This window comes from Sphingobacterium sp. BIGb0116 (assembly GCF_024808035.1).
GTDB classification, from domain to species: Bacteria; Bacteroidota; Bacteroidia; order Sphingobacteriales; family Sphingobacteriaceae; genus Sphingobacterium; species Sphingobacterium paramultivorum.
In genome coordinates, this window is the sequence record NZ_JANUDT010000006.1 from 365,772 (window position 1) to 381,607 (window position 15,836).

Annotated in this window: 13 protein-coding genes; 7 read left to right on the forward strand and 6 right to left on the reverse strand. The window is 41.1% G+C overall.

Going from position 1 to position 15,836, the window contains the following annotated elements; translation table 11 throughout:
• Nucleotides 1-10: 10 nt before the first annotated feature.
• The 4 genes from rfbB (at nt 11) to rfbA (ending at nt 3,415) form a co-directional block, all read left to right on the forward strand.
• Complete coding sequence (gene rfbB / locus M2419_RS16470; protein ID WP_153848315.1) at nt 11-1,066, forward strand: dTDP-glucose 4,6-dehydratase; 1,056 nt, start codon at nt 11-13, stop codon at nt 1,064-1,066.
• Nucleotides 1,067-1,068: 2 nt separating this feature from the next.
• On the forward strand, nt 1,069-1,623 hold the full coding sequence (rfbC, locus tag M2419_RS16475; RefSeq protein ID WP_153848316.1) for a dTDP-4-dehydrorhamnose 3,5-epimerase: 555 nt from the start codon (nt 1,069-1,071) through the stop codon (nt 1,621-1,623).
• Between the two features lie 6 nt (nt 1,624-1,629).
• A complete protein-coding gene (rfbD, locus tag M2419_RS16480) occupies nt 1,630-2,484 on the forward strand; it encodes a dTDP-4-dehydrorhamnose reductase (RefSeq protein ID WP_153848317.1) in 855 nt (284 codons plus the stop codon).
• 64 nt (nt 2,485-2,548) lie between these two features.
• Nucleotides 2,549-3,415 carry a glucose-1-phosphate thymidylyltransferase RfbA gene (rfbA, locus tag M2419_RS16485; protein ID WP_153848318.1) on the forward strand — a complete coding sequence of 289 codons (867 nt, stop codon included), beginning with the start codon at nt 2,549-2,551 and terminating at the stop codon, nt 3,413-3,415.
• A 34-nt stretch (nt 3,416-3,449) separates the two neighbouring features.
• Here the strand turns inward: rfbA and M2419_RS16490 are convergent, their stop codons facing one another.
• On the reverse strand, nt 3,450-5,384 hold the full coding sequence (locus tag M2419_RS16490) for a tetratricopeptide repeat-containing sensor histidine kinase (RefSeq protein WP_259255402.1): 1,935 nt from the start codon (nt 5,382-5,384) through the stop codon (nt 3,450-3,452).
• A 371-nt stretch (nt 5,385-5,755) separates the two neighbouring features.
• Here M2419_RS16490 and M2419_RS16495 point away from each other — a divergent pair, with 371 nt between their 5' ends.
• Nucleotides 5,756-6,367 carry a response regulator transcription factor gene (locus tag M2419_RS16495; protein WP_075990687.1) on the forward strand — a complete coding sequence of 204 codons (612 nt, stop codon included), beginning with the start codon at nt 5,756-5,758 and terminating at the stop codon, nt 6,365-6,367.
• Nucleotides 6,368-6,452: 85 nt separating this feature from the next.
• Nucleotides 6,453-9,287, forward strand: coding sequence for a collagen binding domain-containing protein (locus tag M2419_RS16500; RefSeq protein ID WP_259255403.1), 2,835 nt, complete (start codon nt 6,453-6,455; stop codon nt 9,285-9,287).
• Here the strand turns inward: M2419_RS16500 and M2419_RS16505 are convergent.
• From M2419_RS16505 to M2419_RS16515, 3 genes are read right to left on the reverse strand one after another with little or no spacing between them, the layout of a single operon-like run.
• A complete protein-coding gene (locus tag M2419_RS16505) occupies nt 9,284-10,705 on the reverse strand; it encodes a hypothetical protein (RefSeq protein WP_153848021.1) in 1,422 nt (473 codons plus the stop codon). The genes M2419_RS16500 and M2419_RS16505 overlap by 4 nt on opposite strands.
• Nucleotides 10,680-11,483 carry a hypothetical protein gene (locus tag M2419_RS16510; RefSeq protein ID WP_153848022.1) on the reverse strand — a complete coding sequence of 268 codons (804 nt, stop codon included), beginning with the start codon at nt 11,481-11,483 and terminating at the stop codon, nt 10,680-10,682. Before M2419_RS16510 ends, M2419_RS16505 begins: the two co-directional genes overlap by 26 nt.
• A 20-nt stretch (nt 11,484-11,503) precedes the next feature.
• Nucleotides 11,504-12,028 carry a peptidoglycan-binding protein LysM gene (locus tag M2419_RS16515; protein ID WP_153848023.1) on the reverse strand — a complete coding sequence of 175 codons (525 nt, stop codon included), beginning with the start codon at nt 12,026-12,028 and terminating at the stop codon, nt 11,504-11,506.
• A gap of 215 nt (nt 12,029-12,243) precedes the next feature.
• Here M2419_RS16515 and M2419_RS16520 point away from each other — a divergent pair, with 215 nt between their 5' ends.
• Nucleotides 12,244-13,278 (forward strand): acyltransferase, encoded by a 1,035-nt coding sequence (locus tag M2419_RS16520; protein WP_153848024.1) that lies wholly within the window; start codon nt 12,244-12,246, stop codon nt 13,276-13,278.
• A gap of 92 nt (nt 13,279-13,370) precedes the next feature.
• On the opposite strand, the gene M2419_RS16525 is transcribed toward M2419_RS16520, so the two are convergent.
• Entirely contained in the window at nt 13,371-14,720 is a 1,350-nt protein-coding gene (locus tag M2419_RS16525; protein ID WP_153848025.1) for an amidohydrolase, read from the reverse strand.
• Between the two features lie 126 nt (nt 14,721-14,846).
• Entirely contained in the window at nt 14,847-15,743 is an 897-nt protein-coding gene (locus tag M2419_RS16530) for an AraC family transcriptional regulator (protein ID WP_153848026.1), read from the reverse strand.
• Nucleotides 15,744-15,836 lie beyond the last annotated feature (93 nt).

The following is a 15,836-nucleotide window of genomic DNA, read 5'->3' on the forward strand; positions in this document are numbered from 1 at the left end:
GAATCATTATATGAATAAAACAATTTTAATTACTGGGGGAGCAGGCTTTATAGGTTCACACGTTGTCCGTGAGTTTGTTTTGAAATACCCTGAATATCAGATTATAAATTTGGATGCTTTGACCTATGCTGGTAATCTGGAGAATTTAAAGGATATAGAGCATTTGCCTAATTATACCTTTGTTAAAGGTGATATTACGGATCAGGAGGCTGTCGCGGCTATTTTTCAAGAATATCAGCCCGACGGTATTATCCATTTGGCGGCGGAGTCCCATGTTGATCGCTCAATTGTCGATCCCATGGCTTTCGTTATGACTAACGTGATTGGTACGGTCAATTTATTGAATGCGGCGAAGACAATTTGGAAGGATAATTTTGAAGGAAAGCGATTTCATCATGTGTCAACGGATGAGGTGTTTGGTGCGCTCGGTGATACCGGATTTTTTACGGAAGAAACAAACTATGATCCCCATTCGCCGTATTCGGCATCTAAAGCAAGTTCAGATCATTTTGTGCGGGCTTACCATGATACCTACGGCCTGCCTATTGTGTTGACAAATTGTTCCAACAATTATGGCCCGAATCATTTCCCAGAGAAATTGATTCCTTTGTGCATTCATAATATTTTAAATCATAAATCACTCCCTGTTTATGGTGATGGAAAATATACCCGCGACTGGTTATATGTGATCGACCATGCAAAAGCCATTGATCTGGTTTTTCATGAAGGGAAAAATGGGGATTCCTATAACGTGGGCGGATTCAATGAATGGCAAAATATAGATCTGATCAAGGAGCTGTGCAAACAAATGGATGAGAAATTGGGGCGTGAAAAGGGCACTTCGGCGCAGTTGATCACCTTTGTTAAAGACAGACCGGGGCATGATTTGCGCTACGCCATCGATGCCACAAAGATCAATAAGGAGTTGGGTTGGAAACCTTCGGTAACTTTTGAAGAGGGTTTGTCGCGAACCATAGACTGGTTTTTGGCTAATCAAGAATGGTTGGACCATGTAACATCTGGAGATTATCAAAAATATTATGACAATCAATACAAAGACGCATAAGGATGAGGTATACGGAAACTAAACTAAAAGGCTGTTTTATACTTGAACCGGCTGTTTTTGAAGATGAAAGGGGTTATTTTTTTGAATCATTTAATGAAACGAAATTAACGGCGATACTCGGTTATACACCACACTTTGTGCAGGATAATCAATCTAAATCACAGTTTGGCGTCGTCCGCGGACTACATTTGCAGGCTGGTGAACATGCACAAGCTAAATTGGTCCGTGTTGTTGAGGGAAAAGTGCTGGATGTTGCCGTCGATGTTCGTCCAGGATCCCCCACCTTTGGACAATATGTTGCGGTGGAACTTTCTGCCGAAAATAAACAACAAATGTATATTCCTCGAGGCTTCTTACATGGCTTTTCTGTATTGTCAGCGCATGCTGTTTTTTTCTATAAATGTGATAATAACTATCATAAAGAATCAGAAGATGGTATAAATCCCTTAGATCTGGAATTGGCGATAGATTGGCAAATTCCCGCAGAACAAATGATTCTCTCACAAAAAGACCAAGAGGCGCAGTCTTTTGAAGAATTACGAATGAAATTAATTTAGGAGGATATGCGGATTGTTATAACAGGAGCTACAGGACAACTTGGGTCAGAATTAAGGGATCTCTTACAGAATAATACAGAAAAAGAGTGTTATTTCTTAGATCGGAAGCAATTGCCGTTGGATCAAATACAGATTATACAGGAGATCTTGGGAATGTATCAACCTGATCTCATTATACATGCAGGAGCATATACAGCCGTAGATAAAGCGGAGGAAGATCAGGTGACTCCGAATCTGGTCAATCATTTAGCCTCAGAAGAAATTGCACAGTATTGCCGTCTGCACGATACAAAACTTATTGCTATTTCGACAGATTATGTTTTTGATGGATCTTCTGCTTCTGCTTTAACAGAAACTGCAGAAACCGCCCCCATCAATGTATATGGTCAAACGAAACTAGCCGGAGAACAGGCGATTCAGAAATGGTGCCCCGACGCAATCATTATACGCACCTCTTGGGTATATTCCACCTACGGCAAAAATTTTGTTAAAACCATGTGTCGTTTAATGGATGAGCGTGATGAAGTGGGGGTAATTAACGATCAAATTGGAAGCCCTACTTATGCAGGAGATCTTGCTAGAGCGATATTAAAAATTATAGATTCGCTCGTCTGGGAGCCTGGTATTTATCATTATAGCAATGAAGGTGAAATTTCCTGGTACGACTTTGCTGTAGCGATACGTGATTTCCGATCGTTCGATTGTCAGGTAAAACCGATTCCCACAAGTGCGTACCCTACACCTGCTCGCAGGCCAAAGTATTCGCTACTTGATAAATCAAAAATTAAGAGAATATTTGGCGTGGAAGTGCCGGATTGGAAAATAAGTTTGGGTAATATGCTCGCTGAAGAATTTAAATAATTAGAAAAAATAAGGAGACTTTGTCAATATGGTTGTAAAGTCTTTTTCGTTAAATAACAGTAAAATGAAAGGAATTATATTAGCTGGGGGCTCAGGGACTCGATTACACCCACTTACATTGGCCGTAAGCAAGCAATTGATGCCTGTATATGATAAACCTATGATATACTACCCCTTGTCGACATTGATGCTTGCTGGTATACGGGAGATTTTGATTATATCGACACCGCAAGATTTGCCAAATTTTGAAAAGTTATTGGGGGACGGTTCGCAATTAGGCTGTCGCTTCGAATATAAAGAGCAGCCAAGTCCAGATGGACTGGCGCAAGCATTTTTGCTTGGAGAAGAATTTATCGGTGACGATAAAGTAGCCTTGATTTTAGGCGATAATATCTTTTATGGCTCTGGGCTTTCAAAACTATTGCAGTCATCGGCAGATCCTGATGGCGGGGTAGTTTTTGCCTATCCAGTGCAGGACCCGGAACGATATGGTGTGGTTGAATTTGATGAAGGAAATAACGTTATTTCTATTGAAGAAAAACCACAATTTCCAAAGTCGAATTATGCTGTTCCTGGTGTTTATTTTTATGACAACGAGGTGGTTAAGATTGCTAAAAATATAAAACCTTCTCCTCGCGGTGAGCTCGAGATCACCGATATCAATAAAGAGTATCTTCGCCGGGGCAAATTAAAGGTTGGTATTTTTGATCGTGGCACAGCATGGTTGGATACCGGGACTATACAGTCGCTCATGCAGGCAGGTCAATTTGTGCAAGTAATCGAGGAGCGACAAGGAATGAAAATAGGGGCAATTGAAGAAGTTGCTTACAGAATGGGCTACATTGATGGACAGCAGTTGCTAAAACTTTCTCTACCGCTCTGCAAGTCGGGATATGGAGAGTATTTAAAGCGTATTGTAAAAAGCTTTTAATCATTTATTAGCATTCTGTTTTCTGGGCAGAATGCTATTTTGGTATATGAACGATAAATGTACTTCCAAAACCTTCACTACTTTCAACCGTAATTGAATAACCCATACGGTTTGCAAATTCATGGCAAAGCATTAAGCCGATACCTGATCCCTTTTCTTCAAAAGTGCCTTCTAGACTGTGTTGCTGTTTCTGCATATTTTTAAGTGCGGCGATTTTTCGCTCGTCCATTCCAATTCCCTGATCTGTAATTGAAATAAGTACTCCCCTTTCGCTTTCCCGCTGGTCGAAAATAATAGTCTTACCACTAAAGGAAAACTTAATAGCGTTGTTAAAGATATTGCGAATGATAAATTCAAATCGTTTAACATCACTTTGGATGGTCAATTGAGGGGAAATACGGACGTCTATCGATAAATCTTTTAGATTAATCCGATCGATAAATAATGCCTCACATTCTCTAACAATTTCATAAGGTGAAATTTCCTGTATTTCAAGCTTTTCATTTGCCATTTGTTGTGAAGACCATACGAGCAGGCTGTCGAGCATTTTGGAGGCTGTTGTAACTTGATTGCCTATATTGATTAGCATACTTTTAATTTCGTCTGCTGGGAGTTCGACAATTTTGGATACAGCAAGCAGCGCTTGGAAAGTTGACAAAGGACTTCGAAGGTCATGTGACACAACGGAAAATATACTGGATCGAAATCGATCTGCCTGGATGAGCTCTTCGTGTTGATGCCTGATCTCGGCGGCCTGCTGATCGACTTTCCGTTTCTCTTCACGTAATAATCTATTCTTTTTGATCAGTAACAGTACCATAACGGAGATAATTAGAAGGACAAAAAAGGTGGCTAGCCAAATCAGTTTTATCCAATGGGCTTCTCGTTCTACATTCGCATTTTTCAGTAATAAATTTTTATTTTCAAGCTCTTTCTTGTCGCTTTCATACTTTTCTCGGAGTTCTTCCCGGATACGGACGCGTAAAACCTCAGCGTCTTCGTGAAACTTACGGTCCAAACTATCTTGATCACTTAGAATTAAATGTTCATCCTGCTTTTTGATCGCTTTTGCTATTTTATCGAAATCGCCTTGAAGATCTTCCGTCAGATTTGTGAAGCCGCTTTTTGCGATCACACCTTTGATAAGAGCTACTTCTTTTTCTGCCAGATCAAAACGCTTTTCTTTGACGTAAATATTGGCTCGATTAATACGTGCATAACTTTCCCCAACAGGATCTTTTTTCTTGCTGGTGATGCCGATTGCAAGATCTGTATAATACGTGCTCAATTCGAGCTTATCTGCCTTAAGATAGAGATAGCTCAATAAGATGTAGGTATTGAAAAGGTCAACTTCCGGCGCATTGGCTTTACAGAATTCAACCGTTTTTACCAAATAATCGATTGCATGGGCAACATCCTGCTTCTTCTCTCCATTCAAAGCGTTCTGGGCATATATATTGCCAATATTAGTCGATATATTGGCACGATTCCTTGTGTCGCGCAATTCCTTTGCTAGGTCTAGCGCGCGTTCGTAGTATTTTAAAGCCTGATCGGGATCATAACTCTTATTAAACACATTTCCTATGTTAAGGTAAGAAAGCATCACCCCTTTCTTATCGTTACGTTCTTCCCGCTTTTTGAGTACGTTGAAATGGGTTTTTACACTTTCATCGAACTTATTTAGCTTCAGATAAATAACACCTTGTAGATTAAGCAGGTCAATTTCCAACGCTGCAAACTTCTTTTCTGAAGCCATATTAAGGCCTTTCGAAACAATTTCCTGGGCTTCTTGGGGATTGCTGCGGTAAATTTCTGAGGCGGTTTTGTAATAAGCCAATACTCGGGTAGAATCGCTGTTTGCCTCTGCAAGTTGTTTGTCTAACTTGTCCCAGCCACTATTTTGGGCGTATGCACAAAAGCTACACAATATTGTTGAAATAACAGTAAATAGGATAGATAGGCGGCTCATTAGAATTTTTTTTCCAAATATAATTAAGTTTTTAGTAAAGTTTAGATCGCTGCCGGTAGCGCTATCAATCGCAGATAATACGATTGTCTTTAATTTTCCAACAAGGAAATTTGAATTTCTAAATAATAAAAATTATATTTATATAAATTGTTTTCAATCTATTTAATGGCCTTAAGTAAATTATTGTGAAATTCATTTTTAATGTTGTTAATTTCGCTTAGTTGTAAATTTTATTTCGGCTGTTTTTTTCTTTAGAAACAATTTTAAGAACAGGTTTGTCTATACTACAATAGGTTCATAAGAGTGGGACGAATATAGCGTGAAAGATCAGTTAAGCATATAGTTTTCAATTTAATAAAATGTGAAATATTATGATTACAGTTGGGATAATAGACATGGATGAGCAAGAACGGGTGGAAACAAAAAAAATCATCTCGGAAAAAAATATAGCTGAATCAACAATCCCGATTCATGTACTCTTTGATCGGGATACACTTGCGTCTTCAGGGCGCAATCAAATCCCTGATGTGATGATTGTCGACATTGATCATCAGGATATCTTAATTGTCGAAAGGGTGAAAAGCGTGTTCCCAAGGGCTGAAATACTGGTTCTGACCAATAATTGTGATGTACGGATGGTACGTAGCTGTTTTAGGCAAGGTGCGGTGGGGTATATGTTGAAGAAAACATGTCTCCAATCTTTAAAAAATGCGATAACAATGACATTGGGAAATGGTTCTTTTATTAGCCCTTTTGTTAATCGCGCTTTGATTGAACAGGCCTTCAGTGCCAAACAATCCGAAAATTTGCTGACTGCGCGCGAGTTGCAGATCGCTAATGGTATTATTGAAGGCCTGAGCTATAAAATGATTGCCCAAAAATATGCAATCTCGTTGGACACGGTACGTATTTATATCAAGCGAATTTATAGAAAGTTCCAGATCAACAGTAAAGGGGAATTGATCGCACAACTGACCGCCTAATAATTCATTACATGAACATGTGACAACCTAAATTTCGATCTCTTTAAATTTAGCCTGATTTTTATGGATACTTGAATTGTAAACTATGCTACTAAGAAACCGCTGGTTTTTCCTGTTTCTTTTCTGCTATGCTGTTTTTTTTTCCACTTATGCGAAAAGCCAGCAACAATACGGTATTGTGTATCATTTTGAAGAAGATTCTATTCATATCAGTTCGGCACAAACATTTTCCAATAAGTTGATTGTGGTCAACAACACGGACAGAGCTGTTGAACTTACGGCCCATTCCAACGATACTAAGAGTTTACAGGGCTTAATTAAATTGCCTTCATTGATTGTACTAAAACCACACGAAACGAGAAGTTTCCCGTTGAAATATATGACCGACCGGCGGACGATTTCAAGTGCAGTACAAAAGTTTAGCATTGGTCTTCAGACCAAAGACCCTGCAGTGAGCGTACAGCCAGCCCAGATTTTCTTTACAAAGTTGGATGTTCAAGTAGCGCTGATGATCCAATCGGAACAACCGGAGTATTTTATAGATCAGTCTACAGGGCAGACACCGTTTCTGGTGCGTGCTGTTAATACGGGACTGGTGCCGCTGACATTTCAGCTCCAGTTTGCAAATATTCCTTCAGAACTTGAAATCATCGGGGAAACTTTGCCAATGACCTTGGCGGCAGGTGGTCAATCTGTATTGCGATTTACAGCGCATATGCGAACCAAAAAAATCGCCACAGATGTCGACCTATCGATGGTGGCCATCGGCGCCAGTGGACAGCAACTGGCTGCTAGTCGGGTTCGTATTATGACCGTCGGCAGTGTCAAACGTTTTGGATCCGATATGAACTTACAGAATCAGCCCTACAGCAATTTGGCTGCCTTACGTTATCTGAGTATGGGGCAGGATATCAATGTATATCAACTTCAGGGTTATGGAAATATTGAATTGAATAAGAAAACATCGTTGAGCTATCGCATGAATATGGATTATTTTCAAGATCAACATGCTTTTACGATGTACGATAGTTACCTCGATTATCAAACTGAAAAATGGGGGCTGAAGGCTGGTAATATTTACGAAAATCTTGATCAATATGTAAACGGTCGAGGTGTGCGGGCAAATTATAAATTTGATAAGTCCCGATCTATTAGTGTATATGCTGTGCAAAATAATTATTTCCTATGGAATCAGCTGAATACGTTCTCCCCCGGCGGCGGCGTGTTGGGCCTACAGTATGCGTTTAAATCAGATAAAAACCAAGAAAGTAGTCTGGCTTATTTGCACAGCAAAGACAATTACCGGAATGTCCGGAGTCATCTGCTCAGTGGAAAAGGATACAAAGACTGGTCGGCGAATCAAAATCTTACCTGGGATGCTGGTACAAGCGTCGAACAAGTCGATATTGGTGGCCAAAAGAGTGGGCTAGCTGCTGGCTTAAATTATAATGGGATTTTTGATCAGTTCCAGATTTCGAGCTCCAATTATTATAGTTCTCCTTATTATGTAGGGCTTAGACGAGGGCTTCTGCAATCGGATTCACGTATTGTCATTCCATTGGATGAAATCAAAAGTCTCTCGGCTAGAATTAGTTTTATGGATAATCAACCGAAGTATCAGGTTGGGGATAAGAATTACTTTTTTAGTAACAGCAATCGGATTGAAATTTATGAACTTGGGTATCGTACAGCTTTTGGGCGATTAAATGTTGATTTGCGGCCCTATTGGATGAAGCAGCGTGCAGATTATCATAGCTGGTTAGGAGTGGGTAGTAATGCTGTCAACTGGAAGTCTAGTTCCGTAAGAACGGTTGCGGATCTTAACTTTTTTACGAAGAGCCATCGCTTCTCGCTGCAGACGGACTATGGTTATACGTACAAAAATACAGCTGAAAAGCCCATTGCACCTTTTCATTCATTGCGTGTATCGGGTAACTATGACAATGCACTTGTAGGCTTTAATGCATTTGTTCAGATCAATCCTTATTATTTGAGTGATCTTTTGGCTACCTATACCAATTCTAACTATAGTATGTATTCGCTAGGACCTAATACACACGTTGAGGCATTCGGCCATAATTTACAAGTACAGCTTGCTATCATGTACAGTTATTATGGTTTTTCCCGCAGCAATAATTTGTCCATCAATGGAAATGCGCGCTGGCGAATGAAGGACAACTGGAGTCTTACTGCAGATATTTTTTATACGTTTATCAAAGGGAAATTACTGTTTATAACAGATCCAATAAATCCACCACAAACCCACCCCCTGGATCGCTATTCGTTTAACAATAGGCAAATTAGAGTGGGAATAGAGAAGAATTTTGGACGTACTGGCAGTTATAAAGGCTATAGCTTACAGCTGACCTGTTTTGACGATAAGAACAACAATGGAATTCGGGATGATGATGAGGTATTTGTAGAATCTGTGTTGATTCGGATCGGAAAAGAAGCTGCCATAACAGATGTAAAGGGGCGGGTCAAGTTTGTTGACATGGAAGCTGGCTCTTTTTCCATTCAAACAGAAAACCATCAAGGTTGGGTTTCTCAGGGACCATCGACGGTTGTACTGACCAGGAACCGGTCTATGGATATTCCACTGATCAAAACCAAAACTGCAAAAGGCAAAATACAATTAATTGCAACTAAATACCTGGAGTCTAAGCCTGATCTGAGTGGTATACGCATTACTGCTATTGACCGTCAGGGAAAGAAATACAATACATTGACCAATGAGGAAGGCGCATATATTTTCTATTTGCCAGTAGGCTTTTATAAGTTGGTCGTTGAATCGGAAGGGATGCCTTTTGTTATTGAAAATTCGAATTGTGAGGTTGAGGTGAAAGCCGAAGGAATCACTGATCTACCGGCCCTGAGATATCAAGATCAAAGGCGCAAAGTTGGCATTAAAAGATTTTAGGGTGCGACAAAGCTATAGATGATATCTGCGGTATAGGTGCCGGCTGGTTTACCCAGAAGATTGCTGGTCTGCGAAGCGGGGATGCTGTACTGCATATCGAGTGTTCGATCGATGACAGGATCGGCATTTTGGATGAGTTGCTGGGCCGTTGTAGACAGGGTAACTGTATTCACTCCGGTCTGACCGGCCATTGGGCCGATACGCAAAACACTTAATGGAATACTGTTGACGCCGGAGGTAAAACTAGAAGATGTGGCCCGTACATACAAGTTGTAAGGAGTGGTTTTACTCAGTTTTATATGGGTGGGCATATTCGTACTAACTCCGTTAACATAATTACTGGTTGTCGTAAAAGGAAGATTAACGGACTGCTGATTTGCGATGATTTCTCCCAGGTCGCTGACCACAACATTCAAACTTCCACTAGCCTGCGCCTGCACCGGAGTTGTAGGGTAGGCTGAAGACAATTTGTTCCAGGTGTAGGTGAGGGGAACAGTATAGGTTCCGGCTTGTATAAAGTTGCTTTTTAGGAGTGCGGTGCTAATGGCGTACGTATGTGTGATCGAACTGCTGTTATTGGTAGGGACAGCTATTCCGGCAGCGCTTGTAAGTGTTTGATCACTGGTCGACAAAATGGCCGAGGTTGCTGTTGCGACACCACTGAGTGAAGCGCTCACTGTGGAGACAGATGAAGCAGGCGAAGCGTTGTTGGGAAAGGTTGTACTAAAACTAAACTGAGCGCTGCTTGATCGGATACTTGGGACGTAAGGTACGGTGCTTGATACTGGTATAATCTGATTGGTGCTGATCCCATTGGCAGAACGGTAAAAACTAAGATCATTTACAGCTATGCTCGTTGTGCCTATGCTGCTTGGTGGGCTGATAAACCCAGGGATGATAATGGATAGGGTGTAGCTTGTTGGAGAGATTGATCCAGCCAATATACCTTGCGTGTAAAAGCTGACACCGTCGGTAAATACCCCCGCGGTCCAGGTTTGGCTTACCGTAGCAATGCGTGCATTGGCGGTTATCGCGCCCGACGCAACGCTTGCCAATGCCGTATAGAGTAAACCTCCTCCAGTTGATAGGGCAACTTCATTGTTTCCGGTCAGCGCAAGTAATACCAGGCTGCCAATACTCGAAAGTTTCATATGCACTACACTGGCCGGAAAACTTCCACTTGTCGTGCTGGTAAAAGTCGCTGCAGTGGATTTTACAGAAAAAGAAGGAAGTAGGGTGATTACACTGGTATAAGTCCCCACATTGATAGTTGTATTATAGTCGCTTCTAGTTTGTATATTGGATTGCGGTAAGGTGATGGAAGTCGTCTGTGCATAAGTACGATGCCCATAGAAGCTAAATAAGCCTAGGAAGTAAACCGCAAAATTTCGCTTAATATGTAATTTCTTTCTCTGCAATTTTCAAATCATATTGGCTGCCTGCATCTAATATTGCAACGGCAAGATAATGTCCTGCAGCAAGTTTCTCTGGAAGGTCGATTTGCACCCATTGATCCGAGCTAGGGAGCATCGCGATAGCGACGGACTTAATAGGAATTTCCTCTCCCGTTTCTGTATTGGTTAGCTCAAAACGTACATACGCATCCTTGTTAATCTGTCCGGTGTTTTTAACGTGCACATCCATGCGGCGCACGGACTGACCCGTCTGACTCGGAATCAAATGTCTGTCCTCAAAAGCAAGGAATTCCAGGTCTCCAGGATTTAATCCGGAGGGAGTATGGTAAATTTGAATACCGACTTCAATAAGCACGTTCATATTAAGGCCATTTTGCAGTGCGGCTTTTTGTTCTTTCACTTGTGTGAAAAAAAGCATGGTGTTGCTTAGCTGCTGCGGAGCTGGTTTTTTTGGGATCGTCATGGAAAGATTCACCGATTTAGTCTCTCCCGGAGCCAGGCGTACAGTATTTTCTGATAGCGTAAGCCAGGCCGCATTTGATTGCCGTTTTTGACCCGGAGAATAATATTTTTTTACCCCAATAGAATCGCGGTCCCAATCTTTCAGGTTGGCGACAAAATTGAGCTCAGCGTTCGAGGTGTTGCTAAAAGTAATCACCTGAGAAACTGTCTGTCCCGGCTCGCCATTAAAAAAAATGCGGGATGGAGAAATTGAAATACCCTGTCCATAGATCAGGGTATTACTGATATAAAGGACTAATAGTGTTAAATAATATCTCACGGATAAAATTATCTTTCTAGTTAGCGTTGTGTCGCTGTATAAGTGACTGTTGTACTATAGGCCGATGCGGCTAGATTCAGCAAAGATGCCGGGTTCGAAATCGTATAATCTACGGTGTAAGTTGCTCCTGTAGTGGCGGTTGAATTATTGACCAAAGGTGCTGCTGTTGTGCTGAGTGGTACGTTGTTAACCGGAGTTCCCCCATTGGCTGTAGCTGCTGGAACAGTAATAGTGACAACATTCAATGCTGGTCCGCCTGCCGGTGCAAACGCCGCTGTTGCAGCAACAGTCAAATCATAGGGTTTGTTGCTGACTACGGTGAAGTGTGCTGCCTTCTCTACAGTCTTAGCTCCAGCATAATCCGCTGCTGTTGTATAGTTAAAATTGACAGTTGGAGCGGCTCCCAAGGTGATCGAAATGGCATCTGTCAAGTTGATATTGACGGTGACAGGTTGAGAGGTCGCTGATGGATTTTGTGCTTTCGCCAGCTGGCCGAAACATACAGCGACGGCGATAAAAAGGGCTATTAATAAGGTCTTTTTCATAATTTCCTCGATTTTACGGTATTAAACTCTAGTAAAGTTACTCAGCAACTGCGCTAAATGCAATGCAAACAAGTCACATAATGATGTTATAAAGTTGAGTGATAGCGGCCGCTTTTTGTCGGTGTCTTTTAATAATAGCTGTTTTATGGCATCTGTTATATGGCGAGTATATTGCTCCTTAAAATTTTCCGGAAACAGCGTATATTTGCAGCCAAATGTCTGAGTCTAAAAGAATCTATCAAATCGATCTGTTTCGCTTTATCGCAGCATCCGCGGTTGTATTATATCATTATTTATATCGGGGGTATGCAGCCGGAAATATGTCGCTATTGGGTTTCGATGGCGTCGGAGAATATTTTAAATACGGCTACCTGGGCGTAGACTTATTTTTTATCATTAGTGGTTTTGTAATTGCTTTTTCCATCAAACATCTTTCGCTGCGGAAGTTCTGTTATTCCCGCTTCAAGCGCTTGTATCCGATGTATTGGATTTGTTTGCTGTTGACTTTTATCGTTTCTTATTTTTGGGGCGCACCGCGTTATCATGTCACATTTACCCAACTATTGGCCAATCTGACCATGGTGCAAAAACTATGGGGACAGGGGGATGTCGATGGCGCTTATTGGTCACTCTATGTGGAGTTGAAATTTTACCTGATCATCGCTTTATTTCTAATTCTAAATCAATTTAAAAAAATAGGTTTAGATTATCTGGTGTATTTTTGGCTGCTATTGTCCAGCCTACGCTTTTTTGTTGGGCCTTCGGAAATTTATGACGCAATCCATGAGTTCTTTTTACTTGATTGGAGTGCATACTTTATTGCTGGAATTATATTTTGTCAGATCTTTTTGCATGGAGCAAAAGTTCAGCATTTTGTGGCCTTACCTTGGTGTTTGTACATTTCCATCGATGGTGCTGTGGGACGTATTCATTGGCTGGAACGAACCTTCCACAGTGACTTTTCACCTTATATTATTGGTGCGACCATCGTTGTGTTTTACCTGCTCATGTTACTGGTTTCCTGTAAAAAACTGCAGGCGATCAATTCGTCCAGATTTGTTAAAATCGGCATGTTGACCTATCCGCTGTATTTAATCCATCAACACATCGGCTTTATTATTTTTAATCACCTGTATCTGTATCTGAATAAATACCTGCTCCTTTCAGGTGTTATAATTCTTATGCTCGCCCTGGCTTATCTACTGAGCGATCGGATTGAACCGCGGATCATGAAGCATTTTAAATCATAAACAAAAGGTCCGAAGGTAATGATTACCCCGAACCTTTCTGGTTTTCATAGGAGATGTTTTCTGCCTGCGTCGTTTATTGGCTTGTCTTACGGCTAGAAAACAAGATTTCCTTGATAGATAAGTGATTTTACGGGCGATATTCTTGAAATAGCTTCCGCTGAGCAACTTGCGTCAAGGAATGCAATATCTGCACTGTCTCCGACTTTTGGCCATTGCATATTGCCTTTGTCATCCAATGGAGTAGGGCCTGCGGTAGCAAGTTTCAGCATACGGGATAGTGCATATTCTGTAGCCTGGCCGTATACCTGAGCTGCAAGATTGGCTTTTTGTAGCACGCTGCCTGTTCCGAAAGTATTCCAATGATCTACAATACTGTCATTCCCCGTCATGACTTTAACATTATTTTCCATGAGCGTCGGAATAGGCATAATCAGGCCCCCAAATGGGATCGTAGAAACGATACTGATTTGTGCGGCACCCAGTTTCTCGGCCATTTCTTGTTGTTTGGCTTTTTCCAGTCGACCAAGCACAAAACAATGGCTGAGGTAGGTCTTGCCTTTGAGAACAGGGTTCTCGTTTACCTTATTAATTAAGTATTCTACAGTTTTCAAACCCGATTCTCCAGACTCGTGTAAGTGAATGTCAATTCCTTTGTTGTTGTCCAATGCCAGTTGAACCGTAAAATCCATTGTTTTTTCAATAGCGCCATCGATGGAAAAAGGATCGACCCCACCGATAAAATCAATATTGGTTTTAGCCGCTTCCTTGAGATAAGGAACCGAATCGGTATAGAAGACACCGTGTTGTGGAAAAGCAACCAATTCAGCTCCAAATCCATTTTTCTTGTTTTCAAGTGCCAGTTGCAGATGATGTAAAGAATCTAGTTTGGATGTCGGTTCAATATTGACATGACTACGTGCAAAGGCAGTTCCCTTGGATTGTAACAGTTCAATTAGTTTTTCTGCTTTATGGGTAGAGTTTTTGAGCAGTTCGGGCAAGATTTTCTGTTCAAGAGCAATCATACCCTTTACACCTCCGGGGCCACGTCTTACTGCCTGCCATTTGTCGCCATAATAGGTCTTATCCAGATGGATATGCATATCTTTAAAAGAAGGTAGCATCAAAAGTCCTTTTGCATCGATCGCATCAGCACTGTTGCTGTTGGCACTGATATTTTTGATTTTCCCGTTTGCGATCTGAATGGAAAAAAGACCGGTCTTTGTTGCGGTGACATTACCATCACCATCGTACTCAAATCCGGTTTCCAACAACACGTTTTTCAACGTATAGCTTTTTTTACCTTGGTAGCCGCTCAAAAGTCCTTGATGAACCGCATTATGTTGATTTTCTGCAAATAGCATTCCCGGGATAAATGTTGCACCCGCAAGAGCCAGAGCAGAGTTTCTGATAAATTCCTTGCGTGTAAGGGGCGTTGATTTCATTTGATTTCCTATTATGTTATTTTGTGACCGGAATAAAAAGCCTACCAGTCTTTTACAAAGTTACATAGCTGGCATCCTATTATTGCTGGGAGATTTCTGCCATTCTTTGTGTGATTTATCTTTTTTTCAAGTTGTTTTCAAAGGACTTGGAGTTTCCCCCACATGAATATTTTCTCTAAAGTCACTTGGACTTGCCCCCGTTTGCTGTTTAAAAAAGTTCGAAAAATAAGCTTGATCTGCAAAGCCCAATTCAAAGGCAATTTCTTTGATGGACCGCTCGGTGCTTTGCAAAAGACGTTTGGCTTCAATGCTGACCCGTTGGTGAATAAGTTGTGTAGCGGATATTTTCAGATGTTTTTTACACAGTATATTCAGATAATTGGGTGAAATATGAAGCTTTTCGGCATAAAAGGCGACGAGCTTTTGCTCCCTAAAAAATTCATCAATGAGCATATTGAACTTGGCAAGTCGTGGAACAGATTGATAGACTTTGAATTCGGTGAAGGAAGACTCCGCCTCTCGACTTACAATCGCTGCGATGACTCCCGCTCGGGCAGTTATCAATGGAATAAGTGAATTTTCTCTTTTTAACTCCTGCTTGACAGATTCAAATTCATAATGCAATTGTGCAAAAGCATCCGCGGTAAGATCAATGACAGGATGGTTTTGGTAATTGGTGAATGAAAAGCGGAAAAAAGGAGCAAAGTGCTCAAAAAAAGATCGTTCAATCATGAGTTGATAGCCTATTGTACCCGCATAGACATGCCATTTGTGCATTTGCCCCGGAAAGAGCACATGAACCTGATGGTCTTTTATGATATGGTCAATCGAATCGATGGTATGGACGCCTGATGCTTTATCGAACAGATTTATGATAAAAAAATCATGTTTATGCGGTTTGTCGATGAGCCGTTCGCCATGCAGTTCATTAAATAGGAGTTCGTCGCGCCCTGCAGTCTGTTCCTTGCGGAAACCATCCAGACTGATCACTGGTGCCCAAATTTTTGAATTTCGTTTATCCATAGTAGATCATATCGAATCTAAAATACAAATTACCGAGGAGTAATCGATCATAGCGAGCTGAGTTTGCGCATGTTTGTATCTTCGTAATATATT